Annotated in this window: 24 protein-coding genes; 7 read left to right on the forward strand and 17 right to left on the reverse strand. The window is 71.3% G+C overall.

The window, feature by feature from the left end; translation table 11 throughout:
• Positions 1 to 114: 114 nt before the first annotated feature.
• The gene (locus tag ACLU3S_RS02135; protein ID WP_413949952.1) at positions 115 to 1,416 is read left to right on the forward strand and encodes a PP2C family protein-serine/threonine phosphatase; all 1,302 of its coding nucleotides are present in this window, start codon (positions 115 to 117) and stop codon (positions 1,414 to 1,416) included.
• 451 nt (positions 1,417 to 1,867) lie between these two features.
• On the opposite strand, the gene ACLU3S_RS02140 is transcribed toward ACLU3S_RS02135, so the two are convergent.
• From ACLU3S_RS02140 to ACLU3S_RS02155, 4 genes are all read right to left on the reverse strand, one after another.
• Positions 1,868 to 2,212 (reverse strand): DUF2516 family protein, encoded by a 345-nt coding sequence (locus tag ACLU3S_RS02140; protein ID WP_413949976.1) that lies wholly within the window; start codon positions 2,210 to 2,212, stop codon positions 1,868 to 1,870.
• Between the two features lie 118 nt (positions 2,213 to 2,330).
• Positions 2,331 to 2,924, reverse strand: coding sequence for a hypothetical protein (locus ACLU3S_RS02145; protein WP_413949953.1), 594 nt, complete (start codon positions 2,922 to 2,924; stop codon positions 2,331 to 2,333).
• 82 nt (positions 2,925 to 3,006) lie between these two features.
• Positions 3,007 to 3,498: a helix-turn-helix domain-containing protein gene (locus tag ACLU3S_RS02150; RefSeq protein ID WP_413949954.1), complete on the reverse strand. Its 492-nt coding sequence runs from the start codon at positions 3,496 to 3,498 to the stop codon at positions 3,007 to 3,009.
• A 283-nt stretch (positions 3,499 to 3,781) separates the two neighbouring features.
• A complete protein-coding gene (locus ACLU3S_RS02155; protein WP_413949955.1) occupies positions 3,782 to 4,366 on the reverse strand; it encodes a DUF4240 domain-containing protein in 585 nt (194 codons plus the stop codon).
• 157 nt (positions 4,367 to 4,523) lie between these two features.
• On the opposite strand from ACLU3S_RS02155, the gene ACLU3S_RS02160 reads away from it, so the two are divergent.
• A complete protein-coding gene (locus ACLU3S_RS02160) occupies positions 4,524 to 4,694 on the forward strand; it encodes a hypothetical protein (protein WP_413949956.1) in 171 nt (56 codons plus the stop codon).
• A gap of 115 nt (positions 4,695 to 4,809) precedes the next feature.
• Here the strand turns inward: ACLU3S_RS02160 and ACLU3S_RS02165 are convergent, their stop codons facing one another.
• On the reverse strand, positions 4,810 to 5,388 hold the full coding sequence (locus ACLU3S_RS02165) for a DUF6817 domain-containing protein (protein WP_413949957.1): 579 nt from the start codon (positions 5,386 to 5,388) through the stop codon (positions 4,810 to 4,812).
• Between the two features lie 176 nt (positions 5,389 to 5,564).
• Between ACLU3S_RS02165 and ACLU3S_RS02170 the strand changes: the two genes are divergently transcribed.
• The 3 genes from ACLU3S_RS02170 to ACLU3S_RS02180 all read left to right on the forward strand — a co-directional run bounded on the left by ACLU3S_RS02170 (position 5,565) and on the right by ACLU3S_RS02180 (position 10,513).
• The gene (locus ACLU3S_RS02170) at positions 5,565 to 6,476 is read left to right on the forward strand and encodes a LysR family transcriptional regulator (RefSeq protein ID WP_413949958.1); all 912 of its coding nucleotides are present in this window, start codon (positions 5,565 to 5,567) and stop codon (positions 6,474 to 6,476) included.
• 338 nt (positions 6,477 to 6,814) lie between these two features.
• Entirely contained in the window at positions 6,815 to 7,891 is a 1,077-nt protein-coding gene (locus tag ACLU3S_RS02175) for a class I SAM-dependent methyltransferase (protein ID WP_413949959.1), read from the forward strand.
• Between the two features lie 252 nt (positions 7,892 to 8,143).
• A complete protein-coding gene (locus tag ACLU3S_RS02180; protein WP_413949960.1) occupies positions 8,144 to 10,513 on the forward strand; it encodes an ATP-binding cassette domain-containing protein in 2,370 nt (789 codons plus the stop codon).
• A 100-nt stretch (positions 10,514 to 10,613) separates the two neighbouring features.
• Here the strand turns inward: ACLU3S_RS02180 and ACLU3S_RS02185 are convergent, their stop codons facing one another.
• From ACLU3S_RS02185 to ACLU3S_RS02205, 5 genes are all read right to left on the reverse strand, one after another.
• Entirely contained in the window at positions 10,614 to 11,093 is a 480-nt protein-coding gene (locus ACLU3S_RS02185; RefSeq protein WP_413949961.1) for an HAD domain-containing protein, read from the reverse strand.
• A 42-nt stretch (positions 11,094 to 11,135) separates the two neighbouring features.
• Positions 11,136 to 13,424, reverse strand: coding sequence for a phosphotransferase (locus ACLU3S_RS02190; protein WP_413949962.1), 2,289 nt, complete (start codon positions 13,422 to 13,424; stop codon positions 11,136 to 11,138).
• Between the two features lie 233 nt (positions 13,425 to 13,657).
• The gene (locus ACLU3S_RS02195; RefSeq protein ID WP_413949963.1) at positions 13,658 to 14,584 is read right to left on the reverse strand and encodes a GntR family transcriptional regulator; all 927 of its coding nucleotides are present in this window, start codon (positions 14,582 to 14,584) and stop codon (positions 13,658 to 13,660) included.
• Positions 14,585 to 14,934: 350 nt separating this feature from the next.
• Positions 14,935 to 15,741, reverse strand: a complete 807-nt coding sequence (locus ACLU3S_RS02200; protein ID WP_413949964.1) for an HAD family hydrolase — start codon at positions 15,739 to 15,741, stop codon at positions 14,935 to 14,937.
• Positions 15,690 to 16,568 carry a winged helix-turn-helix domain-containing protein gene (locus ACLU3S_RS02205; RefSeq protein WP_413949965.1) on the reverse strand — a complete coding sequence of 293 codons (879 nt, stop codon included), beginning with the start codon at positions 16,566 to 16,568 and terminating at the stop codon, positions 15,690 to 15,692. Before ACLU3S_RS02205 ends, ACLU3S_RS02200 begins: the two co-directional genes overlap by 52 nt.
• A gap of 149 nt (positions 16,569 to 16,717) precedes the next feature.
• Here ACLU3S_RS02205 and ACLU3S_RS02210 point away from each other — a divergent pair, with 149 nt between their 5' ends.
• Complete coding sequence (locus tag ACLU3S_RS02210; RefSeq protein ID WP_413949966.1) at positions 16,718 to 16,906, forward strand: hypothetical protein; 189 nt, start codon at positions 16,718 to 16,720, stop codon at positions 16,904 to 16,906.
• Positions 16,907 to 16,918: 12 nt separating this feature from the next.
• On the opposite strand, the gene ACLU3S_RS02215 is transcribed toward ACLU3S_RS02210, so the two are convergent.
• The 3 genes from ACLU3S_RS02215 to ACLU3S_RS02225 form a co-directional block, all read right to left on the reverse strand.
• On the reverse strand, positions 16,919 to 17,833 hold the full coding sequence (locus ACLU3S_RS02215) for a winged helix-turn-helix domain-containing protein (RefSeq protein WP_413949967.1): 915 nt from the start codon (positions 17,831 to 17,833) through the stop codon (positions 16,919 to 16,921).
• Between the two features lie 304 nt (positions 17,834 to 18,137).
• Positions 18,138 to 19,376 (reverse strand): GNAT family N-acetyltransferase, encoded by a 1,239-nt coding sequence (locus ACLU3S_RS02220; protein ID WP_413949968.1) that lies wholly within the window; start codon positions 19,374 to 19,376, stop codon positions 18,138 to 18,140.
• A 51-nt stretch (positions 19,377 to 19,427) separates the two neighbouring features.
• Positions 19,428 to 20,030: an aerial mycelium formation protein gene (locus ACLU3S_RS02225; RefSeq protein WP_413949969.1), complete on the reverse strand. Its 603-nt coding sequence runs from the start codon at positions 20,028 to 20,030 to the stop codon at positions 19,428 to 19,430.
• A gap of 159 nt (positions 20,031 to 20,189) precedes the next feature.
• On the opposite strand from ACLU3S_RS02225, the gene dtd reads away from it, so the two are divergent.
• Positions 20,190 to 20,615: a D-aminoacyl-tRNA deacylase gene (gene dtd, locus ACLU3S_RS02230; protein ID WP_413949977.1), complete on the forward strand. Its 426-nt coding sequence runs from the start codon at positions 20,190 to 20,192 to the stop codon at positions 20,613 to 20,615.
• Positions 20,616 to 20,756: 141 nt separating this feature from the next.
• Here dtd and ACLU3S_RS02235 read toward each other — a convergent pair whose 3' ends face one another.
• From ACLU3S_RS02235 to ACLU3S_RS02250, 4 genes are all read right to left on the reverse strand, one after another.
• Positions 20,757 to 21,722 (reverse strand): YgfZ/GcvT domain-containing protein, encoded by a 966-nt coding sequence (locus tag ACLU3S_RS02235; RefSeq protein ID WP_413949970.1) that lies wholly within the window; start codon positions 21,720 to 21,722, stop codon positions 20,757 to 20,759.
• Between the two features lie 10 nt (positions 21,723 to 21,732).
• On the reverse strand, positions 21,733 to 22,170 hold the full coding sequence (locus ACLU3S_RS02240; protein WP_413949971.1) for a Fur family transcriptional regulator: 438 nt from the start codon (positions 22,168 to 22,170) through the stop codon (positions 21,733 to 21,735).
• 104 nt (positions 22,171 to 22,274) lie between these two features.
• A complete protein-coding gene (locus ACLU3S_RS02245) occupies positions 22,275 to 22,850 on the reverse strand; it encodes an FABP family protein (RefSeq protein WP_413949972.1) in 576 nt (191 codons plus the stop codon).
• Between the two features lie 209 nt (positions 22,851 to 23,059).
• On the reverse strand, positions 23,060 to 23,855 hold a 796-nt coding region (locus ACLU3S_RS02250), incomplete at its 5' end, for a hypothetical protein (protein WP_413949973.1).

The following is a 23,855-nucleotide window of genomic DNA, read 5'->3' on the forward strand; positions in this document are numbered from 1 at the left end:
CGGTGCGGCTCACGCCATTCCATCCAGGCGGCAGCACCCGCTATGGTCCCGCTCGGTGGGTCGAGACCCCTCGACACCGCCGTGCCCTCGGGGGGAGGGAAGGAACCCAGGACGATGCCCGTACCCGTACCGCGGCAGAGAGCGATCCCGGCCGTGGAGAGTGGTCAGGCGCAGGCCGCCCCGGCAGACGGCGGCCCCCTCACGAAAGAGGTCGACCGCGACGCCGCGCCGACGAGCGGCACCGGCGCCACTCTCACCCTGCTGCTGATCGAGGACGACCCGGTCGGCTCGCCGATCGTGCCCGATCTGCTGGACGCGTCCGGCAAGCCGATCCGCGTCCGCACCGCCCGCAACCTCACCGAGGCCGAGCGGCTGCTCACCGACGACGTCCACTGCATCCTGCTGGACCTGGCGCTCCCGGCGCCGGGCGGCGGCGCCGGGGACGACGAGTTGGCCGTGCTCAAGCACGTCCTCCGGCTCGCGCCCCGGCACGCCGTGCTCGCGCTGACCGCCTCCGGCGACGCCGAGCGCGGCGCCGAGGCCGTGCGCGTGGGCGCCCAGGACTACCTCTTCCGGGACGAGCTGGACGGCCGGCTGCTCAGCCGCGCCATCCGGTACGCGGTGGAGAGGAAACGTTCCGACAGCGCCGAGCGGCGCCTGGCCGAGGGCAGGCTGCGCGCGCAGGAGAACCGCCGCCTGGAGCGAGGGCTGCTGCCCACCCCGCTGCTGGACGGCTCCTCGCTGCGGTTCGCCGCCCGCTACCGCCCGGGCCGCTCCCGTGCCCTGCTCGGCGGCGACTTCTACGACGCCGTGCGCACGCCCGACGGCACCGTGCACGCCATGATCGGCGACGTCTGCGGCCACGGTCCGGACGAGGCCGCGCTCGGCGTGGAGCTGCGCATCGCCTGGCGGGCGCTGACCCTTGCCGGGCTGTGCGGGGACCAACTGCTGGGCACCCTGCAGGAGGTGCTGGAGCACGAGCGCGCCGACGAGGAGATCTTCGCGACGCTGTGCACGGTGGACATCGCACCCGACGGCCGCCGCGCGGGCCTGTGCCTGGCCGGCCACCCGGCCCCGCTGCTGGTCCGCCCCGGCCGGCCCGCCGGCCTGCTGCCGTACGACAACAACGGCCCCGCCCTCGGCATGCTGCCCGGCGCCCGCTGGCCGCGGATGCAGGTGGAGCTGGGCGCCGAGTGGAGCCTGATGCTCTACACGGACGGCCTGATCGAGGGCCGGGTGGGCACGGACGGCGAGCGGCTGGGCCAGGACGGCATGGTCGACATGGTCCGCCGCCAGCTCGCCGAGGGTCTGCGGGGCGAGGAACTGCTGCGGGCCGCGGTGCACGAGGTACGCGAACTGAACGGCGGCGAGCTGGCGGACGACGTGGCAGTCGTCCTGCTGGACCGAGCGCCGTAACTCCGTCGCGGCCGCCCGGGTCGCGCCGCGGGTTCCGGGGCTGCCGCGGCGCGGGGATGTACGGGCTACGGGCCGACGCGGTTCAGGGTGACCGCCGCCGTGCGGGGACGGCCGCGGGCCACTGCGGCCCGCGAGGTCGAGGCGACCGCCTGTCAGCGCCGATCGCCCAGGTCACAGGCTTCGGATAGGTGCGGGACCGGAGCGGTACGCTCCCGCGGCGTAGGGCATGGCCGGGTACTCGGGGCCGTACCGCCAAGGCCCGTAGGGAAACGCGCAACTCGGCGTGGCCGGGCACTCGGGGCCGTACCGCCGAAGCCCCGCAGGCAAACGCACCACTCGACGTGGCCGGCGTTCAGGGCCGCACCGCCAAAGCCCCGCAGACAAACGCACCACTCGACGTGGCCGGGTAGTCGGGGCCGCACCGCCAAAGCCTCGCAGGGAAACGCAGGGGTCAGCGGCCGCCGTTCCACGGGCCGTACGGGCCGTCGCTGCTGCTGCCGCGGCGGCGGCCCCAGCCGTTGCCGCCGGAGACCTGCCTGAGGGCGGGGCGCACGTCCACGATATAGACGATGCTCGCCACGACACCGGCGATCGGCAGGATCGACAGGATCGAGAACAGGTAGCTGACCACCAGCGCGATGGCCAGGATGATCAACCAGAAGACCTTGTTCTGCTTGTCGGCCGCGCGGAAGGCGTCCTCACGCCGGAACGCGGCGTCGAACAGCCCGAACGCGGCCAGGGCCATCAGGATGATCTTCAAGATCCCCAGAAACCCCGCGAAGCCCAACATCAGCATGCTGCCCACCGCCCGTAGCCTCCCGCTCCCAGTCGCGGTCCGTACGCCGCCACCGTACCCATAGAACGGGCCGGACACCCCAAAGGTGCCCGGCCCGTGTGCGCCTCGTCGCGCGCGGTCACTTCGCCGGCGGCGCCGTCTTCTTGGCGGTGGCGGCCCTGCGGGCGGCCGGAGCCTTCTTCGCGGCGGGCTTCCTGTCCTCGTCCGTCTCGGTCCGGGCCTCGGCGGGCTTGTCCGCCTGCGCCCCGGCCGCCTCGGGCTTGCCCTCGACGGCGATGGCCAGGTCCTCGATCTCCTCGGCGGCCTCGCCGCGCCAGGTCTTCACGGCCTGCTCGCCGTGCTCGGCGACCTTCTCGTAGGTCTCCCGGGCCTTCACGGCGTACTCGGCCGCGACGCCCACCCCGCGCAGGGCGAGGTCCTGGGCCTGCTCGCCCAGCTTCTTCAGGTCGACGTCGAGGTTGCCGAGCAGCTCGTTGATCCTGGTCTGCAGCGTCTCCTGCGCCTCCTTGGCCCGGGCGGCGGCCTTCTCCTGCACGGCCTTCGGGTCGGTGTTGCGCACCTTCTCGATGCGGGCCGGGGCCTCGGCGCGCAGCTGCTCGACCAGGGCGGGCACCTTCTTGGCCTGCTGCAGGGCGAGGTCGGCGGTGCCGGCGGCGAAGTAGAGCGGGGTCGGGTCGCTGAGGGTCTTGCGCAGGTCGTCGGTGATGGCCATGGTTTTCTGGTCCTCCCGGATTCGCGTTCGGCTGAGGTTGGTGTTGGTCCGCGGTGGGGCGGCCGGAGCCCTGGTCCGGCTGCTATCCGGCCGTCCGCCGCGGGCCGGCATCGTCGTCCGCGTCGGCCGTGCGGATGCCGCGCACGGCGGTGTCGCCGCCGGTTCCCTCGTCCGTGACCCCTGTGCCGTCCTCGTCGTGCTCCGCCGCGGCGGGTTCGCCGACCCCGAATCCGTTTTCTTTCCGGAAGGACTCGTAGATCTGGAGCAGCACCTGCTTCTGCCGCTCGTTGAGCGAGGGATCGGCGAGGATGACGGCGCGCGTCTCCACTTCATCCCGGTCCCGCTCGGCGTCGAGGATCCCGGCGCGGACGTACAGCGTCTCGGCGGAGATGCGCAGGGCCTTGGCGACCTGCTGGAGCACCTCCGCGCTGGGCTTGCGCAGCCCGCGCTCGATCTGGCTCAGGTACGGATTGGACACCCCGGCGGCATCGGCGAGCTGCCGCAGCGACAGCTGGGCGTTGCGCCGCTGCTCGCGCAGGTAGTCCCCGAGATTGCCGACGTTCAGCGATGCCATGCCCCCACCTTGCCCCACTCGCGCTAACAATTGCAAGCACCCTGCTTGCAAGAGTGTGTCGCGCCGGTTTCCGTCCGACGGCGGGGTGACGCTTCTCGCTGAAGGTGAGCCACTCTTGATCTATCGGAGCCCTCTGGTCGTGCGTCTCAGCCGACCTGAGCCGTCTGCTGATCTGTCCGCGTCTTCCGGCCCACCGCCGCACCAGGCTGCCTACGGTCGTCCCTCCTGGTCCACGTCGAGTGGAGGTGCCTGGTGGAGTTCGACGTCCGTTCGCGCCACCGGGTCACTGTCGCAGGGGAAACATCGCGCTCAGTCTCGGCAGCCTACGTGCTGCCTCGTCCTCGCGTCGGACGTCCCAACGCTCCCCGAGCGGTCCGGACCTGTCGCCCCTATCGACCTGCTCGGCGTCAACGGCTTCGTAGAAGGCTCCGCCGCACTCGTCGTCCACACCAGCCAAGATCCCGTACGCCTCCATGGCGACATAGTCGAGCGACTCCCACCCGGGCCAGTCGTCGTTCCACACCTCCCGCGGACGGCCCATCAAGCCCTGGACCTCCGGAGTGGCGGCCAGGGCATCGGGATCAGCCACCGCTCGCGTGAAGGCTTCCCGGCCGAGTCCTACCATCCACAGGCCGAAGCAACAGAACCCGTCATCCGAACACCAGCCACCGAAGATTTGGTCCGCAGCTGCCCACAGATCCCACGTGAACGCTTCGTGCGTCGCCTCGTCCAAGCGCACCTGGAACTGCACGACCTCGTCCAGCGACCGTCGCGACAGTTCGTCACTCAGCCATGCGAGCCGTCCGTCCCGGCCGCGCGCCCGTCGGCGGCACTCCTCGATGAGCTCCCAGAAGGAATCGATGTCCACAGCGGCACTGTGCCAGGCACCTCTGACAGCGCAGGGTCGACGAACTACGTTCGAGTGATGGTGAATTGCAGATCATCATCAAGCTCACCTCCGATGAGGTGCCGGTCCTGTCGGACTGCCTAAGGCAGATGAGACGGGACAGCTCTACACCCGGCTCATGGTCGCCTACGACAGCGGCTGCGTGCTGACGGCCCTCGTCGGCGCGCTGATCGCATGGCAGGGCGGCAGCGTCGGCGGTGAAGTTTGGATCGGCTACCAGACAGCCGCCCCCATCGCGTTCGCCGCACTGCTGATCGCCGCCAACCCGACCCAGACTGCCTCGGATTGAGCGAGACAACCGAACCGTCCCCGTCTCACTCAAACTGAGGCACCCCCAGGTCGAGGACTCACGCTGCCTCACCTTCAGCGAGACCGGACATCACGCCAAGTGTCGTGTTGGCGAGCTATCTGTCGTCCGCCTCGCGACGTCCGGGATCGGAAGCAAGCACGGCAATGCAAGCCGACCAAGCAGGTTCGCTCAGCAGTGGGCGGAAGCGGGTGAACAAGGCGAGGAGTTCAGCTCCCCACTTCTCGCGGAAGCATGGGTCAATGCGTGCAAGGTCGAGTTCGTTGGCGGCCGACAGTTCGGCGAAGTCCCGACGGAGCTGCGGCTCGGGAGTACGGGCACGGCCGGTGAACCGGTCGCGGAACGAAGCGTCGGCGTCCGCAAGCCCCGGATAGGTGGCCTTCCGGTCACACGAGGCATAGAGGTACACGATGGCTTCGGCCTCGACGCCGATCGCCGCTGTGAGCTCGACGCGGCGCTCCAGGGACAGCAATGCCGTGGGGAAGCCGTCAGTGCCGTAGAACGCATGGCACAGGCCCGCAAGCCGGAGGGCGGGGCGGGCGCCCCATACGGCAAGTTGCTCTTGGACGCGCTGGAGGTGCGCCAGGAGAGTGCCTCCCGGATGGGCGATCTCTGCTGCTCCGAGCTCGTGCAGGAGAGCAATGGCCTGATCGGCAGCGGCAGGGGGAACAGGCACGGGCGGGATCCTTCCGTCGCTCGGGTCGGCACCCGTCCGTGCCTTCGCCTGGGGTCCGGACCCCACGAAAGCGCCGGACGGGTTGCCGCCTGGGCCCTGCGTCGATCATCGCGGGTCCCTTCGATCCCAGTCAATCCTATGGTTTTCTTGCAGTACCCAAGCTATAGCTTGGGTCCATGACCTTGGACGACCTGCGTGTCTTCGTCGCCGTGTGCCGGGCCGGAAGCCTCAGCGCCGTTGCCCGCGAGCTGGACTGCACACAGTCGGCGGTGAGCCAGCATGTGAAGCGGTTGGAACGGGAGACCGGAGTGAGTCTCTTGGAGCGCCAGCCGCGCGGTGTCGTGCCCACCCCCGCGGGGCGCGTCTTGTGGGACGCTGCCGCCGATGGCATCGCCGGTTTGGATCTGGCCCTGCGGCGCCTCGGAGACCTCGTCAACGGCGACAGCGGCTCCGTGCGCGTCACCACGGGCGGAACGACCGTACGACACTTCATGTCCGAAGCCATCGTCGCCTTCCGGCAGCGCTATCCGAAGGTGAACCTGGAGTTCCAGACAGAGACCTCCAGCCGCAGTTGCTTCGACGCCCTCACCGCCGACAACCTGGACCTCGCCTGGGTCACCATCGGCAACCCGGTGCGCGGCATCGAGCAGCGCACCGTCGTCGACCTGCCCTGGGTACTGGCCGTCCGCGCCGACGATCCGCTCGCACGCCGGACTCGTATCAACGTGGCCGACCTCGCCGACATCCGCCTCATCCGGCTGCCGCAGAACTCCACCTCAGGTGGCCGCCTCGACGCAGCATTCGCCGAACTGGGCGTCCGAAGCAGCTCCGACACCAGCGTCGCCGACTGGGACACAGCCCTGCTGCTGGCGGAACTCGGCCTCGGCCACGCCGTGGTGCCCGCCCTGCCGGGCCGGCAGGTACCCGGAGACGATGGCCCTCTCCGGCTCATCCCCATCCCCAAGCTGCCCCCGCTCCCCGTAGGCTGGGCCGTACGCCGATGGGACGCCCTCACCCCGCTCGCCCAGGTCTTCGCCGATACCGTCGCCGGCAGTTGCACGCAGAGGGCGGCCGATACACACCGGTAGCGGCCCGCCTGCCCTGCCGACATTGATCAGTACGCTCGGCCCATGAGTCTTGACAGCCCACTTTCCCCTCGCATCGACGAGTTGTGGGAACTGGCGGCCCCGGCCCCCGCGAGGCGGCGAGACGCTCCTCGTCGGCGCGGCAGAGCCGCTCGGGTTCGGCGTCCCGGCCCAGCCGTCGAGCGCCTCCCGAAGCCACTCGTCGCCCGCCGGGCGCAACAGCCGCCGACTCCCGGGGAGCGAGCAGCCGCCTCGCCCGCCCAGTGTGTCGCTTTTGCCGCATCTGCACCTGCTGCCACGCTTGCTGTATCGAAGCGGGCCCTGAAGCAGGAGGCGTGGGCATGGCTGTGGACATGAGCACGTTGGACCCGGACCGCCTGAACGCTCTGCTCGGACGGGTCATCACCGATCTCGGCGCGGTGGCCATCGCGCCACTCGCGCTGATCGGCGAACGGCTCGGGCTGTTCCGGGCGATGGCTGACGGGCAGTCCACCACCTCTGCCGAGCTCGCCGCCCGCACCGGCACCGTGGAGCGCAACGTCCGGGAGTGGCTGTCCGCCATGGCCGCCAGCGGTTACGTCACCCATGACGGGCACGGGCGGTTCCACCTCGCGCCCGAGCAGATCGCCGCGTTCAGCGACGAAGACAGTCCCGTCTTCGTCCTCGGTGGCTTCCAGTCGTTCCTCGCCTGCACCGCACCAGCCGACCGCGAGGCCCTGACCCGGGCCTTCCAGGACGGAAAGGGCATCGGCTGGCACGAGCACCAGCCGGAGCTCTTCGCCGGGACAGCGCGGTTCTTCCGCCCGACCTACCGCGCCCACCTCGTGGCCGAGTGGCTGCCCGCGTTGGAAGGCGTCACCGCCAAGCTGGAAGCCGGCGCCAAGGTCGCCGATGTCGGCTGCGGGCTCGGACACTCGACCCTGCTGATGGCCGAGGCCTTCCCCAACTCCCGCTTCACCGGTTTCGACTACCACGAACCGTCCATCGCCGCCGCCCGCCGGCTCGCCGCGAACGCGAACGCCGCGGAGCGGGTCGAGTTCGAGATCGCCGGAAACAAGGACTTCGGTGGCGGCCCCTACGACCTGGTCGCCTTCTTCGACTGCTTGCACGACATGGGCGACCCCGTGGGAGCCCTCGCCCACACCAGGGAGCAGCTCGCCCCGGACGGGACCGTCATGCTCGTCGAACCCTTCGCCGGGGACAGCCTCTCCGACAACCTCAACCCTCTCGGCCGTGCCTTCTACGGCGCGTCCTCGCTGATCTGCACCCCCGCCTCCCAGTCCCAGGAGGTGGGCCGCGCGCTCGGCGCCCAGGCCGGGGAGGCGCAGACCCGCCAGGTCGCCGCCGAGGCGGGGTTCAGCCGGTTCCGCCGGGCCGCGCAGACACCCTTCCACCTGCTCTACGAGGCCCGCGTCTGAACCCAGGTCCGTTGTGGGTCCCAAGAGACTCGACCGGCGTCATCGCCACCCGACCCGAGTCGGCTGTGCGCACGCTCACCGACTGGGCGGTGTACGACTTCGTGGGCGCGGCACCGAGCCTCGACCGCTGAAACCCGCTCGCCGTGCTCGCCCGCTCGGTCGGATTCTCCCGAGGGCGGACAAACCGACCGGTCGGGCATCGGTCAGGAATCGAGAAGCGCCCGCGTCGCGGCCCCGACTACCGTGGCCGCCATGGACGACGCCACCGCACCGCACGCCGCCGACCGCCACGACCTGATCCGGGTGCACGGAGCACGCGAGAACAATCTCAAGGACGTCAGCGTCGAGATCCCCAAGCGCCGGTTGACCGTGTTCACCGGCGTCTCCGGGTCGGGCAAGAGCTCGCTGGTGTTCGACACCATCGCCGCCGAGTCTCAGCGGCTGATCAACGAGACCTACAGCGCCTTCGTTCAGGGCTTCATGCCGACGCTGGCGCGTCCCGAGGTGGACGTGCTCGACGGGCTGACCACCGCGATCATCGTCGACCAGCAGCGGATGGGGGCCGACCCGCGCTCCACGGTCGGCACCGCCACCGACGCCAACGCCATGCTGCGCATCCTCTTCAGCCGGCTCGGCCGGCCGCACATCGGCTCGCCCAAGGCGTTCTCCTTCAACGTCGCCTCGATCAGCGGGGCGGGTGCGGTCACCGTGGAGCGCGGCGGGCAGAAGGTGAAGGAGCGCCGCAGCTTCAGCATCACCGGCGGCATGTGCCCGCGCTGCGAGGGCCGGGGCACGGTCACCGACCTCGACCTCACCCAGCTCTACGACGACTCCAAGTCGCTGAACGAGGGCGCGCTCGCCGTGCCCGGCTACAAGTCGGGCGGCTGGAACCACCGGCTCTACGCCGAGTCCGGCCTCGTCGACCCGGACAAGCCGATCCGCAGGTACACCAAGCGGGAGCTGCACGACCTCCTGCACCGCGAGCCGACCCGGATGAAGATCGCGGGCATCAACATGACCTACGAGGGGCTGATCCCGCGCATCCAGAAGTCGATGCTCGCCAAGGACCGGGAGGGGATGCAGCCCCACATCCGGGAGTTCGTGGACCGCGCGGTCACGTTCACCACCTGCCCGGACTGTGAGGGCACCCGGCTGACCGAGGCGGCCCGCTCCTCCAAGATCGAGGGCATCAGCATCGCCGACGCGTGCGCGATGCAGATCAGCGACCTGGCCGACTGGGTGCGCGCCCTGGCCGAGCCGTCGGTGGCGCCGCTGCTCGCCTCGCTGCGGCACACCCTGGACTCGTTCACGGAGATCGGCCTCGGCTACCTCTCGCTCGACCGGCCCGCGGGCACGCTGTCGGGCGGCGAGGCGCAGCGCGTGAAGATGATCCGGCACCTCGGCTCCTCGCTCACCGACGTCACGTACGTCTTCGACGAGCCCTCGATCGGCCTGCACCCGCACGACATCCAGCGGATGAACGACCTGCTGCTGCGGCTGCGGGACAAGGGCAACACGGTGCTCGTCGTGGAGCACAAGCCGGAGGTCATCGCGATCGCCGACCACGTCGTCGACCTCGGCCCCGGCGCGGGTACGGCGGGCGGCACGGTCTGCTTCGAGGGCACCGTCGAGGGGCTGCGGTCGGGCGGCACGCTCACCGGCCGCCATCTCGACGACCGGGCGACCCTGAAGGAGACGGTGCGCAAGCCGAGCGGCGCGCTGGAGATCCGGGACGCGAGGACGCACAACCTGCAGGGTGTCGACGTCGACATCCCGCTCGGTGTGCTGACCGTCATCACCGGTGTCGCCGGGTCCGGCAAGAGCTCGCTGGTGCACGGGTCGATCCCGGCCGACGCGGGCGTGGTGTCGGTCGACCAGACCCCGATCCGCGGCTCGCGCCGCAGCAACCCGGCGACGTACACGGGGCTGCTCGACCCGATCCGCAAGGCGTTCGCCAAGGCCAACGGCGTGAAGCCGGCGCTGTTCAGCGCCAACTCCGAGGGCGCCTGCCCCACCTGCAACGGCGCGGGCGTCATCTACACCGACCTCGCGATGATGGCCGGGGTCGCCACCACCTGCGAGGAGTGCGAGGGCAAGCGGTTCGAGGCGTCGGTGCTGCGGTACCACCTCGGCGGGCGGGACATCAGCGAGGTGCTGGCGATGCCGGTGACCGACGCGGAGGAGTTCTTCGGCGCGGGCGAGGCGCACACCCCGGCGGCCCACCGGATCCTGCGGCGGATGGCCGACGTGGGCCTCGGCTACCTCACCCTGGGCCAGCCGCTGACGACCCTGTCCGGCGGCGAGCGGCAACGGCTCAAGCTGGCCACGCACATGGCCGACAAGGGCGGCATCTATGTCCTGGACGAGCCGACCACCGGCCTGCACCTCGCCGACGTGGAGCAGCTCCTCGGCCTCCTCGACCGGCTCGTCGACTCGGGCAAGTCGGTGATCGTCATCGAGCACCACCAGGCGGTCATGGCGCACGCCGACTGGATCATCGACCTCGGCCCCGGCGCCGGCCACGACGGCGGCCGCATCGTCTTCGAGGGAACACCGGCCGACCTGGTCGCGGCCCGCTCCACCCTCACCGGTGAGCACCTGGCGGCCTACGTGGGCGCCTGACCGCCGGGGACGGCTCAGCGGCCCTGGGCCCGCCGCTCCGGCCGACGTGGCCGGCGGAGCCGGACACGGACGCGGACGCTCCCGCCGCCGCGCCCCCGGGTCAGCGGCCGGTCGCCGCGAGCCAGTCCGTCAGGACGGCGAAGTCGGTGTCCGTCAGGCCGTAGCGGTGGTCGACGCGGTGCAGAAGGGCGGGGGCGGGGTGGTGGACGGCGGTCCAGGCGCGGTCGGCCTCGGTGAGTTCGTCGTCGACCCAGATGAAAGGGCGGCCCGCCGCCCAGTCGACCAGGGGGTGGGTCTTCCAGTGCAGGAGGCCGGGGGGTTCGTCCTCGTCCGGCCACCGCACGACCGGCAGCGGCGGCAGGCCCAGCCGGGGCGCGAGGCAGGTGTTGGCGTCGTCCATCCAGGTCGTGGCCCACACCAGCGCACAGCCCAGCGCCGCCAGCCGGGGGCCGAGCGCCGGGTCGACGCGGGCCAGCAGCGGGTGGCCGGCGGGCGCCGGCGGGCCGTCGTACTCCGGGTAGGCCCGGTCGGGTGCACCGAACGGGACGAGCGGTCCGTCGACGTCGAGGAAGAGCAGCATCACGGTCCATGATCGGCCAGTGGAGCGCGCGCGGCCAGGAGCCTACGCAGCGCCGCCTGGTCGGGTCGGCCAGGCCAGGGCGCGGGTGAGGTACGGGTTGGTCCGGCGCCGGGACGACAGCCCCAGGGAGGCGGTGGCCGCCGCCAGGGTCATCGCGTACGACTCCACCGCGCGGCGGACGTTGGGGGCGTCCAGGCTCGCGCCGGTGACCAGGCGGTCGAGGTCGACGTAGGCCGAGCGGACGATCTCGATCCACCGGTACACCCGCCAGTCCCGCCGCCAGTCGCGGGTGAATCGCTCCTCCAGCCGGCTCTCCCAGCGGCGGAACATGCGGTCGCGGATCTCCGGCCGGGTCGGTGTGAGGTGCATGTGCCGGACCAGCTCGTACAGCGGGTCCCCGACCAGGGCCATCTCCCAGTCGATCAGACCGAGGGCCGGCCCGTCGTCGCGGCGCACCAGGTTCCAGGGGTTGAGGTCGCCGTGCAGCAGTGCGGCGTCGCGCTCGGTGACGTGGTGCCGGGCGAGGATCTCGCGCAGCCGGGGCGCGTCGGGCAGGCCGAGGAACCGGGCCAGCTGCTGCGACTCCTTGGGCAGGCCCGCGACCAGCGTGACGAGCTGTTCGCTCAGCCAGGAGTAGAAGGTGGGGCGGTCGCCCACCGGGTCGATCTCGGCGTGGTCGACCCCGGTCAGCGCGGCCAGCTGGTCGACCAGGCAGTCCGCCTCGTGCGGCCGCAGCCCGTGCACCGGGTGCTCGGGCCGCCGTTCCACGTCGGGCGGGCCCTCGTAGGTATGGATGGCGAAGACGTCCCCGGAGTAGGTCCGGATGCCGGACAGGCCCTCGGAGTGGCTCTCCCCGAGCGCCAGCACCCGGGGCGCCACCACCGCCCCGGCCCGCTCGATGGCCTGGAGGACGACGTGCTCGCTGAGGAAGCTGGGCTCGCGCCGGGTGACGTTCGCGACCTTGCGGCGGACGACGACCGGGAACGCGATGCCCGGGACCCGGAGCACCGTGGTGAGGTGCGCGGTGCCCTTGAACACCCGGTCCGCGGGGGCCGCGCCCTCCAGGATCAGCGCGTCGGCGACGGCGGAGTGGGGGAAGTCGGGGTGTTCCGGCACGCGCCGGTCCGGTGTCCAGTCGATCGTCCGGGCCACCGGCCCCCGCCACGCCCCGCCGGCGGCGGGCGCCGCGGTACCGGTCGCCGTCCGTGCGACCGGACGCACGGACGCCCGCCAGCGGAACAGGATCCGCTCGATCTCCCGCCGCCCCGGCACATGGGCCAGCCGCAGCGGCTCGGCCCCCGCCTCCAGGGCCTGCTCCACCCTCGCGGTGGCCTCGTCCAGGGCCTGCTGGTCGAAGGACTCCTCCAGCGACTTCGCGGCCCGCATCACGTCGGGGTACACGGACTGCGCCCGCTCGAAGGCGACATAGTGGCGCAGGTCCCGGCCCACGCCGTGGACCGCCGCGGGCCGCACCTCGCGCATGGCGCGCACCCACGCCTCGACGACCTCGTCCCACTGGTGCTCCGGGTAGTGCATCCGGACCAGGTGGACGGCGAGGTCGTGCAACGGGTCGCCGTAGGTGGCGAGCTCCCAGTCCACCCAGATCAGGTGCGAGTCCCCGCCGTAGGACATGATCACGTTGTCGCGGTGCAGGTCGGCGTGGAGCAGGCTGTAGGGGCGCCGGGACATGGCCGGGACCCGTTCGGCCAGCCGGGCCAGTGCGTCCTCGGGGATGCCGAGTGCGGCGAACAGGCCGCCGAAGCGAGGCCAGTTGGGCCTGCGGATCTGCAGGTCGGCCATGCGGGCCAGGGTCTGCAGGAAACCCTGGCTGTCGGTGTGGTTGCGCGGCCACAGGCTCGGCAGGGGCGGCAGCGCGGCGCTGCGCACCTGGGCCGTCCGGGCGAGCAGGTCCGCGAGTGCCCCGACCAGCAGGCCGTCGACCGGTTTGCCGTCTCCGCAGACGCTGGAGAGCGGCACTCCCTCCACATACCTGTGGATGGCGAAGCCGTCCCCCTCGGCCAGGCACTCGGGCACGTTGGGCAGCACGCCGTGGATGGCCCGCAGGATCTCCGGCTCGCTCTGCCAGGTGCGGATCACCACCGGCAGCGTGTCGGTGCGCGGCAGCCGCACGGTCACCAGGGTGCCCGGCTTGCGGCCCAGCAGCCGGGCCATCGGCTCGGTGAGCTCGATGACGTAGTTCTGGTTGTGGAAACCACCGCTGGGGCGCCCCCGCGCCGCGGCCTCCGCCAGGAACGCCTGGCGGACGGCGTGCGGCTGCTCGAATGCCGCACGCCCTGCGGCCGTGTCGCGGGGGACGGGTGGTGCGCCCACTGGCCGCTCCGTGGTTCGATCGCGCTGCGCTGAAGGGGGACGAAACGGGTCGGGGAAACGTTAACTCCCCTGGTGACGGACGACACGACCAGAGGGCCGGACGAGCAGCCGGGCGGGTGGTCCGCCGCTCGTACGTCCCGGGTCGGCCGAGGTTGGCTCGTTCGCCATCCCTTACGCATGAATCCGAGCGGTCGCTCAGACGGTTGCGCGGATGTTACCGCATGGCCGCCCGGTCACGGGCCTTTGCGCCCGTCGGCGCCGTGCGCGCCGCCGGCGCCCGCGGCCTCGTCCGTCAGCAGCTCCCACGTGGCCTCGAACCACGCCGTCATGCCGTCCACGAAGGTCGTCCCCGGGGAGTCGGCGCGGCCGTCGCGGACGTGGTGGGTGAGGGTCGCGCCGAGTCCCAGGACGTCCACCGCCTCGACCTCCTCGCCGGTGTCGAGCATCACCGGGCGGACGAGCGGGATGTAGGGACCGTGCAGCACCTCGGAGCCGTTGATGACGTAGAGCTTGAACGTGGGTGCGAAGGGGGCGTGCCGGAACTCGTACTCCACCGACGGGACCAGCCCCTCGGTGCTCAGCTCGCCGAGGACCTTGCGCAGCGAGGCGGTGTGGGTCTCGGCGATGCCCCGCAGCCGCGCCCGCAGGCGCTCGTCGTCCTTGCCGTCGCGCACCCCTCGCGGGTAGGGCAGGGCGTCGATCGCGGACGGCAGGATCAGGCGCAGCGCGATGCGCCGGGGCGCGATGTTCTTGGCACGGATCCGTTCGGCCTGCGCGCGGATGTGGGTGTCCAGGCTCTCGGACGTCAACGTCTGGATGTCCAGGGTGACTTCGGGCTGCTCGAACGCCTCGGCGAGCAGCGGCCCGAGGGTCAGCTGGCGCCGGGACCGGCTCGCCCGGGGCGTCGGGGAGTGGATGCGCTGGTTGCGCACCACCCGCGAACCCTTGCCCTGCCGGGACTGGATCCAGCCCTCGCCGCGCAGCACGCGCAGGGCCCGCTGCACGGTGTCGCGGGAGATGCCGAACTCCTTGGCCAGCGCGTTCTGGGAGGGCAGGTAGGTGTCCATCAGGTAGAACCCGTCGGCTATCCGGACCCGCAGTTCCTCCGCCACCCGGAGAAACTCGTGGCCGTCCGCCCCGCCCTGCGGTTCCACCGTCACACGCGGTACGTACCTCCTGCGGACCGGCGCCAAACCCCGGCCAGTCAGGCAACCAGTCAAGTCAACATCCCGGTTACTGGATCTAGTTGACCGGGCATGCTGCCACAAGCAGTCAAGTTGGCCAGTCAACCGTGTGACCCTGACGGGTTGACTGCTCGCCGGAGTCCGGACGGGGGTGGCGGTCGTGACGATCCATGTGCTCGGCGTCGACGTGCAGGTCGACGACCTGACCCAGCTCGTCCTCTGGGGCGCGGGTCTGGTGGTGTCGCTGACTGCCTGGATCCGGGGGCGCGGGCGGCCCGGGCGGCGCGGGCGTCGGCCGCAGGTCGCGGAGCCCGCGCGGGCCGTGGTCACCAGCCGCGCAGGATCCGCAGCAGCGGCTCCAGCGACGCGACCACGCACCCGGCTCCGGCCTCCCGCAAAAGCTTCCCCTTCCGTTCGTTGCGCGCGTAGCCGAGAAAGGGCACGCCGGCGTCGTTCGCGGCGGCGAGGTCGGAGGGCGAATCGCCGATCATCAGGGCCGCCGAGGGGGCGGAGCCCATCGCGCTCAGGGCCCGGTTGAGGCAGTGCGGATCGGGCTTGAGGAGGTGCAGTTCGGTCGTGCGGCCGTAGATGTGGGGGGCGAAGCAGGAGTCGAGGCCGCGGCCCTCCAGGTAGGCACGGACCACCTTGGGCGAGTTGTTGGTGGTGATGGCCAGGCGGGAGCCGACCGCGGTCCAGGTCCGTATGAGGGGGTCGGCGTACGGGGTGGGGAAGGCGGAGCCGGCGGCCCGCAGCTCCTCCTGGGTGAGACGTTCCTCCAGCTCGGTCACGAGGTCGCTGCCGGGGTGGCGGAGGTCCACGGCGCGCAGCACCACGTGCGGGTCCAGCGAGTCGCGCTCGGAGTCGCTGAGCAGGTTGTGCAGCCCGCGCCCCTCCAGCCAGTCCACCAGCTCGGCCGCCACCCGCTCCGCCGTGTGGCGCGCGAACAGACGGCAGATCGGGCCGTCGAAGTCCCACAGGACCACCCGGGCACGTCCGATCAGTTCTCCGAGCTTCTCGATCTCGTTCGCGTTCTGTTCGGTCTGCGAAGTCTCAGACTGCGTCGTCGTCGCATCAGAAGTCACTAGGAGAGTGTCAGGTCCGTGGTGATGGTTTCCCAGAGGGCGTCGAACCACTTCTGCGATTGCTCCACGAACGCCGCGTCCCGCTGCCCGGCCCGCTTCTCGAAGGAGAACAGCAGGGACTCGGAGCCGACGGCGTCGTACATCTCCAGCGTCCCGCTCTCGGTGGGCTCCGCGCGGCGCGTGATCATGTAGTGGGCGAACAGCGCCTCCGAGCCGTTCAGCAGGTACAGCTTCACCGGCGGGGTGAACGGCAGGGCCCGGAAGGTGACCTGGACGTCGATGTCGTGCGTGCCGCGCAGGGCCTGCAGGTTGTACTGGAGCACCTGGCCCTGGGCGTTGCGCATGGCCAGCCAGCGCTGGTGGACGACGTCGTCGTCGCCCGCGGGGTCGGCCGACACCGGGAAGGCGAGGTTGATGTCCCGGGACGGCAGCAGGATGCGGGCGTCGATCCGGTCCGGGTGCAGCCGGCCCTCGTGGATCAGACGCAGCGGCTCCCCGAGGGCGGGTATCAGGCTCTGCGCGGTCAGGCAGACCGCGTCGATGCGCACGTGGGGCGCCGAGAAGGCCTCGGTCAGCCGGGGCGAGAGGCCCACCATCGTCGGCTGGGGCTCGTCGGGGACCGACTGCCGCTCGGCGATCCGCGGTGGGCTGCCCTTGCTGACGTTGCTGAGCAGACCGTCCTGCTGCAGCTCCCGCAGCGCCTGGCGCACGGCGCCGCGCTCCACGCCGAACTCCTCGGCCAGCTCGGCCTGGGTGGGCAGCCGTTCGCCGGGTCGCAGCACGCCGGCGCGGATGCGCTCGCGCAGGGTGTCGGCGATCTCCTGCGGGCTGCGCCTGCTGCTCCCGTTCACTGCCACCTGCTCCTGGGTCACGACCAAACGCTACAACTCTGATCCATCTAATGGGAGTTACTCGGAAGTTGTTTACAAGCTGGCACCAAGTGGGGACAACTTAAATAGAGTTGGCAGCCAACTTTAGCAAGTTGGCGGAACTTTTGCCTCCCACCGGCACCTGAAGGGGGAACGCCGTGCCTGCCCTCGCTCTCCTCTCCGCCGTCTTCGTCGTCGGCTTCGAACAGCTCGTCCAGTGGAAGTACGGTGCGGTCGGCGTCATCGGCCTGCTGCTGCTCTCGGTGGGCATCAAGGCCAAGAGCCCGGCGGTCAGCTCCGCCGGGGCCGTCCTGCTCGCGGTGCTCCTCGCGGGCCCGGTGCTCTGACGGCAAGGAGCGTTACGACGTCAGCACCAGGTCCGAACTGATCGTCTCCCACAGGGCGTTGAACCACAGGTGGGACTGCTCCACGAACGTGGTGTCCCGCAGGCCGGCGCCCTGTACGAACGCGAAGAGCATCGAGCGCGTGCCGTCGGCGTCGTAGAGCTGGAGGTGCTCGTGGTCGATCTCCCGCTCGCGGCGCCCCAGCGTGTAGTACGCGAACAGCGCCTCGACGCCGTTGAGCAGGTACAGCTTCACCGGCGGCGTGAACGGCAGCGCCCGGAAGGAAACCCGCACGTCGATGCCGTGGGTGGTGCGCAGCGCCAGCAGGTTCTGCCGCAGCACCATGCCCTGGGCGTTGCGCTGGGTCAGCCAGCGGCGGTGCAGCCGGCCGCCGTCGTCCGCGCCCACCGGCGCCGGGAAGGCCAGGTCGATGTCGCGGCTGGGGAGCAGCACCCGGACGTCGATCTTGGCCGGTTCCAGTCGCCCCGCGTGGATCTGCCGGAGCGGCTCGCCCATGGCCAGCGTGAGCGACACCGAGGTCAGGCAGATCGCGTCGACCTCCACGTGCGGGGCGGCGAAGGCCGCCGCGATGCGCGGGGCGAGGCCGACCATGGTGGGCTGCGGCGGCACCGTGGGGCCGGCCGCCGGCCGCGCGGGCGACGGTCCGGCGGCCACCGTGGCGGGGCTGCCCCTGGAAACGTTGGTGAGCAGATGCTCCGACTGCAGGATGCGCAGCGCCTGGCGGACGGCACCGCGCTCGACGCCGAACTCGACCGCGAGTTCGGCCTGGGTGGGCATGCGCTGACCCGGCCGCAGTACGCCGGACCTGATCCGGCTGCGCAGCTCGTCGGCGATCTCGCCGTGGGACGCGTGGGGCCGCTGTGACCTCGTCCGTCCACTGGCGGAGACGTGCTCCGGGTCCACGGACAAACACTACAACTTCCCGCCATCTTCCGGCAGTTCGCCGACAGCTGGTTATGAGTCGCCTTCCAACGGAGATAAGTACAGTGAAGTTGGCAGCCAACTCGCCCGACATGGTCGAGCTTCCCAATGGTTGGCCGACCGGGCTCCCTTCCGGAGGGGAGCCGGGAGCCCGGGCAGGGAACGGCCACCGAAACGCACAGTCACAACTGAACACGCCATCGCGCAGCCACAACTGAACACGGCACAGCACAGCCACAACTGAACAGCTCGCTACGGATGAACAGTCAGCACCGCTGGAGGAAGGGAGCGGTCAGAAGATGTCCGGGCACCACGGTCGCCCGGGCGAGCGGAACAGGGCGTCGGCCTCACGGGCGGCGCCCTCTCGCTCTTCCTGGACCCGGCCGAGCGCGGCGAGCCGGAGCAGTGACTCCCCGCCCAGCCACACCGAGGCCAACTCCCGTACGTCCAGGGTCAGATCGGGGCTCGCGGTGCTCGTGGCCGTGCAGCTCGCCCCCTCGGGGGAGGCCGTCAGCCGGAACCGCCCGCCGGCCGGACCCTGGCCGTCGACGACCTCCAGCACCATCTCCCCCGCCGTGTCGTACGTCCGTGCCTCCAGGGCCCGTACGACGTCCAGGATCCGCACCCACAGCCAGTCCGTGTGATCGGTGATCCGGGCCGCACGCCGGTCGGGGAGGAACTCGGGGAGCAGGTCGTCCAGGCCGCGGAAGCCGGTCTTGACCTTGGTGATCCAGTCGATCGAGCACAGGTAGTGCCACAGGGCGCGCTCGGCCGCCGGCGTGGTGGCGACCAGCTTGAGGACGGTGGCGGTCTGGTCCGGCTGCGTGCCGCTCCAGGCCTCGTCGGACCGGTAGGTCACCAGGCCCTCGACCTCGCCGCGGGCCGAGCGGTACACGGCGTGGAACGGCTCGGTCCACGTGTCGTGGAACGGTATCGCGCCGGTGTTCACCTGCCACCACAGCTCGTCCCGGCTGACCGCGCCGGGCTGGCGGCGGCGGAAGCGCTCGTACAGCTCCGGGCCGAGCTTGCGCACGTCCTCGCCGTCCACCAGGTCGATCCGGCCGCCGTCGCCGGGCCCCGACCAGCGCGGGTCGAGGCCGGCCCGGGGCACCTCGACGGTCCACTGGGCCGACCAGGTGGCCGGGCCGAAGCCGTAGCGGCCGTAGATCGGGTACTCCGCGGCGATCAGGGTGGCGACGATGTCACCGCGGTCCTTCGCCGCCGCGAGGTCCCTCGCCATCATGCGGTTCAGCAGGCCCCGGCGGCGGTGGGTGGGGCTGACGCTGACGTTGGTGATGGCGTTCGCCGGGACCGGGGCGCCGCCCACCGCGGTCACTTCCTGCGCGAAGGAGCGGAAGGTGGCCACGCACCGGCCGTCGTCGAAGGCGCCCAGCAGCCGGCCCGGCACGAACTGCCGCCTGCGGGCCTCCAACTGCTCCTCGGTGAACACCGGTGGGCGCAGGAACCCGGTGTTCAGGGCGCGCTGCCAGTCCGCGAAGTCGTCCTCGTTCACGGTGCGTACGTCGGTCATGGGGTCACCGTAGGCAACCGCCCCGCCGGGTGTCGCTCCGATTTTCCGCCGTCAGGTCAGCAGGTCGTCCACCTGCGCCTCACCCTCGCGGTACCGGCGGGCGATCTCCCCGCTGCACCCGTCGGCCGTGTGCTGCAGTCGCTGGCGGCGCCGGGAGACCTCCTGCTCGTACCTGACCAGCCGCCCCATCGCGGCGGTCAGTTCGAGGTCCGTGCGCGCCTGGAGGTCGCTCAGCTCCACCTCGCCCAGCATCTCGGTGGCCAGCTGCCGGTACTCCTCGTTGTGCGGGGTGCCGAGCGTGACGTGGCGGGCCGAGGAGCGGTGCCGGGCGGGAGCGTCCTTCAGGATCTCCGGCAGCCGCTCCACGACGGAGCCGTCCGCGGGCGCCGGCACGGCCGCCCGGCCGCGCCGGGCCAGCTCCGCGCGCAGGATGTCGATCCGGCCCTGCAGCAGCCGCCGCACATAGCTGAGGTCCGCCTCGTCGCGCTGGGCGTCGCGGCGCACGGCGCGCAGCTCGGGCAGGCTCAACCGGGCCAGGTCGGGATCGTCGGGCTCCGTGGGCAGCGCCGGGTCCGCCGGGCCGTCGGCGCGCTGCGCGGGTGGCCGGCAGGTCCCCTGCGTGCCCAGTCGCCCGCTGGTGCTCGGTGTGCTCATCTGGTTCTGACCGTCCCCTCGACCGGCATGTGACAGCATCGTGCCACCCCAAGTGGCCGAGATGTGACCGAGTGCCCCCGAACGGCCCCAGATGGGGGGTAAGGGATCCATAATGGACCGCCTGTGACCGCGCGCCGCGCGCCCGGCATGATGGTCCGCATGCGTGCGGTGGTGCAGAGGGTGGACGGCGCGAGCGTCGTCGTGGACGGCGAGACGGTGGGCGCGATCGAGGGCGAGGGGCTGTGCGTCCTGGTCGGGGTGACCCACGAGGACACCAAGGAGAAGGCGGCGCAGCTGGCGCGCAAGCTGTGGTCCATCCGGATGCTGCACGACGAGCGGTCGTGCAGCGACGTCGACGCCCCGCTGCTGGTGATCAGCCAGTTCACGCTGTACGGGGACGCCCGCAAGGGGCGCCGGCCTACGTGGAACGCGGCGGCGCCGGGGGATGTGGCCGAGCCGCTGGTGGACGAGGTGGTGGCTCAGTTGCGGGCGCTGGGGGCCACCGTCGCCACCGGGCGGTTCGGCGCGCGGATGCGGGTGTCGCTGACGAACGACGGTCCGTTCACGGTGCTGCTGGACATCTAGGAGCGCCCGGCGAGGGCGCGGCGCCCGTGTCGAGGGCGCCGTCCGCCGCGCGTGCGTGCGACGGGCCACGAAGCGCCCACGGTCCGACGGCTGCGGCTCGGCCACGGCCTCCCGCGCGGCCGCCGTCTCTCCGTCCCGCGCCTACGGCTCGACCACGACCTCCTGTGCGGCGGCGGTGTCTCCGGCCAGGAGCCGCGCGTCGACCGGGACGTTTCGCTTGACCAGGGCCAGCGCCACCGGGCCCAGTTCGTGGTGGCGGGCGGAGGTCGTCACGAAGCCGACCTTGCGGCCGTCCGGGCCCTCGTCCGCGAGGTACAGGCCGGTCCCGGGCGCCGGCAGGTGGACCTCGCTGCCGTCGAGGTGGAGGAAGACCAGGCGGCGCGGGGGCTTGCCCAGGTTCTCGACCCGGGCGACGGTCTCCTGTCCCCGGTAGCAGCCCTTCTGCAGATGCACCGCCGTGCCGATCCAGCCCAGCTCGTGCGGGATCGTGCGGTGGTCGGTCTCGAAGCCCAGGCGGGGCCTGTGCTGCTCGACGCGCAGCGCCTCGTGGGCGAGGAGGCCGGCCGCCGGGCCGTGTCCGGCCGCGAAGGACTCCAGGTCTCCGCGCGGCAGGAAGAGGTCGCGGCCGTACGCCGTCTCGCGGACGACGACGCCCTCCGGGGCCTCGGCGATGGAGCCGGCGGGCAGGTGCACGACCGCGAACTCGGCGGTGCGGTCGGCGACTTCCACCCGGTAGAAGAACTTCATCGACTCCAGGTACGCGACCAGCGCTTCCTGGGTGCCGGGCTCGATGTGGGCCCAGACCGTCGTGCCGTCGTCCACCAGGTACAGCGCGTGCTCGATGTGCCCGTGCGGGGAGAGGATCAGCGCCTCCGTGGCCTGGCCCGCGGGCAGGTCGCTGACGTGCTGGGTGAGCAGGAGGTGCAGCCAGGCGAGGCGGTCCTCGCCGGTGACGGTGACCACTCCGCGGTGCGAGAGGTCGACGAATCCGGTGCCGTCGGCGAGGGCGCGCTGCTCGCGGAACAGGTCCCCGTAGTGGGCGGCGACACCTTCGTCCACGCCCTCGGCGGGGACGGCGCCGGGCAGGGACAGCAGGGGGCTCTTCATATGAGCAAGCCTACGACGTGGTAGTTGAACTCTTCAGCGAACAGTCCTTGCAGCGGCCGAAGATCGCGAAGTGCTTCATGTCGGTGTCGAAGCCGAACTGCCGGCGCAGCTTGGCCGTGAACTCCGCGGCCACCTCGACGTCGGCCTCGATGACGTTCTCGCAGTCCCGGCACACCAGGTGCAGGTGGTGGTGGCGGTCGGCGAGGTGGTAGGTGGGCGCGCCGTGGCCCAGGTGGGCGTGGCTGACCAGGCCCAGCTCCTCCAGCAGCTCCAGCGTGCGGTAGACGGTGGAAATGTTGACCCCCGACGCCGTCCTCCTCACTTCCACGAGGATGTCGTCGGGGGTCGCGTGCTCAAGGGTGTCCACGGCTTCCAGGACAAGCTGCCGCTGCGGCGTCAGCCGGTAGCCGCGCTGCCTGAGGTCGCTCTTCCAGTCGGTGCTCACCACAGCAACGAGTCTAGGACCACCGGGCGGTCACGCACCGGTTCCGTGGGCCGCCCCGGACTGCGTGGGCCTGACTGCGTGGGACTGCGCGAGGAAGCCGCGGGGGCCTACTTGAAGAAGGCGATGCCGTCGTCCGGCAGGTCGTCGGGGAGGGCCTTGGCCCAGCGCTCGACCTCCTCGGGGGTGACGACCTTCTTCAGGTGGGCCGACATGTAGGGGCGCAACTCGACCTCGGGGGTCTGCTTCTCGCCGACCCACATCAGGTCGCTCTTGACGTAGCCGTAGAGCCGCTTGCCGCCGGTGTACGGCCGGGAGGCGGAGGTGCGCGCGACGGCGTCCGTGACCAGGTCGATCTGGGGCTTCTTGGCGGCCATCTCGCCGTACCAGATCTCCACCGTGCCGTCGTCGCGGGTCATCGTGATCTCGACCTTGCGGTCGGCGTCGATCCGCCAGAAGCCGGACTCCGACTCCAGCGGGCGGACCTTGTTGCCGTCGTTGTCCAGCACCCAGGTGTGGGAATGGTACTCCAGGAAGTCCCGGCCGTCGTGGGTGAAGGTGACCTCCTGCCCGAAGTTGCACTTCTGCGAGCCGGGGAAGTCGTGCACGCCGGCGCCGGCCCAGTTGCCGAGCAGGAAGGCGAGCGGGACGAGGTCCTTGTGCAGGTCGGACGGGATCTCGATCATGAGCGGAAGTTTTCTGGGTGGGAGGTCAGCGCTGGCCCTGGTACAGCTTCTTCACGGCCAGGTAGGCGAAGGCGAGCACGCCGACGCAGACCAGGACCAGCAAGGTTTCGAAGAACGCTTCCACGGGTGCTCCTTGAGCGAGGGGGCATACGACAGGGCCGAGGCCCAGCTTACGCGGCCGGGCTCCGGCCCTCCTGACGAGGTACGGCTCAGTCGAGCAGCTGCTCCTGCAGGATCGCCGTCTGCTGGAACGGCACCGCCTTCGCGCCGCCCTTGCGGGACTGCACGACGAACCCGAGGACGTCACCGCAGACGAGGACGGCTTCCCGGACCTGCTCGGCGCCATAGGGCTTCGGCTCGACGTACGCGTAGTGCAGCGCGTTCGTGCCCTCGAGCTTCGGCAGCACGCCGTCCATGTGCATGGCAAGCGCCCCACGCAGGGCGTGGGCGGGCGAGTAGGCGTCGGAGAACTCGTCCTCCTGGACCTTGCCCGCGACCATTCCGGTGTCGAACTGGAGCAGGTAGATCCGGGTGCGGGTGCCGTCCGGCATGGTCCAGCCGCGGGCGGCGATGTGCCTGAGGCCCTGGTCCCTGAAGGTGCTCGTGAGGGTGTCCCGGTCCTCCTTGGCGGCGAACTCGGCGAGGAAGACGTCCGTCTTCACCCATCCGTGGTCCCCGGCGAGCGCCTTGTCGGCCCTCGCGCCCCTCGGCGCCGGCAGCACCAGTTTGCGCAGGTCGGCGTAGTGGGAGGTGGCCTCGTTGCGGTCCGCGAACGGGGCAGGGCTGCCCGACGGCAGGGGCGGGTGGACGATCTCCGGGTAGTCCCAGCGGCCGTCCGAGCGGGTGGCAAGACCGGGTACGTCGGTGCGCTTCATCTGCGTGATGCCGTACGCCGCCGACGTGCCCACCGCCGCGAACACCACGACGGCCGCGGTCCAGCGCAGCAGGGCACGCAGGACCCGGCGGTCCTTCCCGGCCGGCGCGGGGCCGGGAACGGCCGCGTCT

Source organism: Streptomyces sp. AF1A (genome assembly GCF_047340315.1).
Classification (GTDB): Bacteria; Actinomycetota; Actinomycetes; order Streptomycetales; family Streptomycetaceae; genus Streptomyces.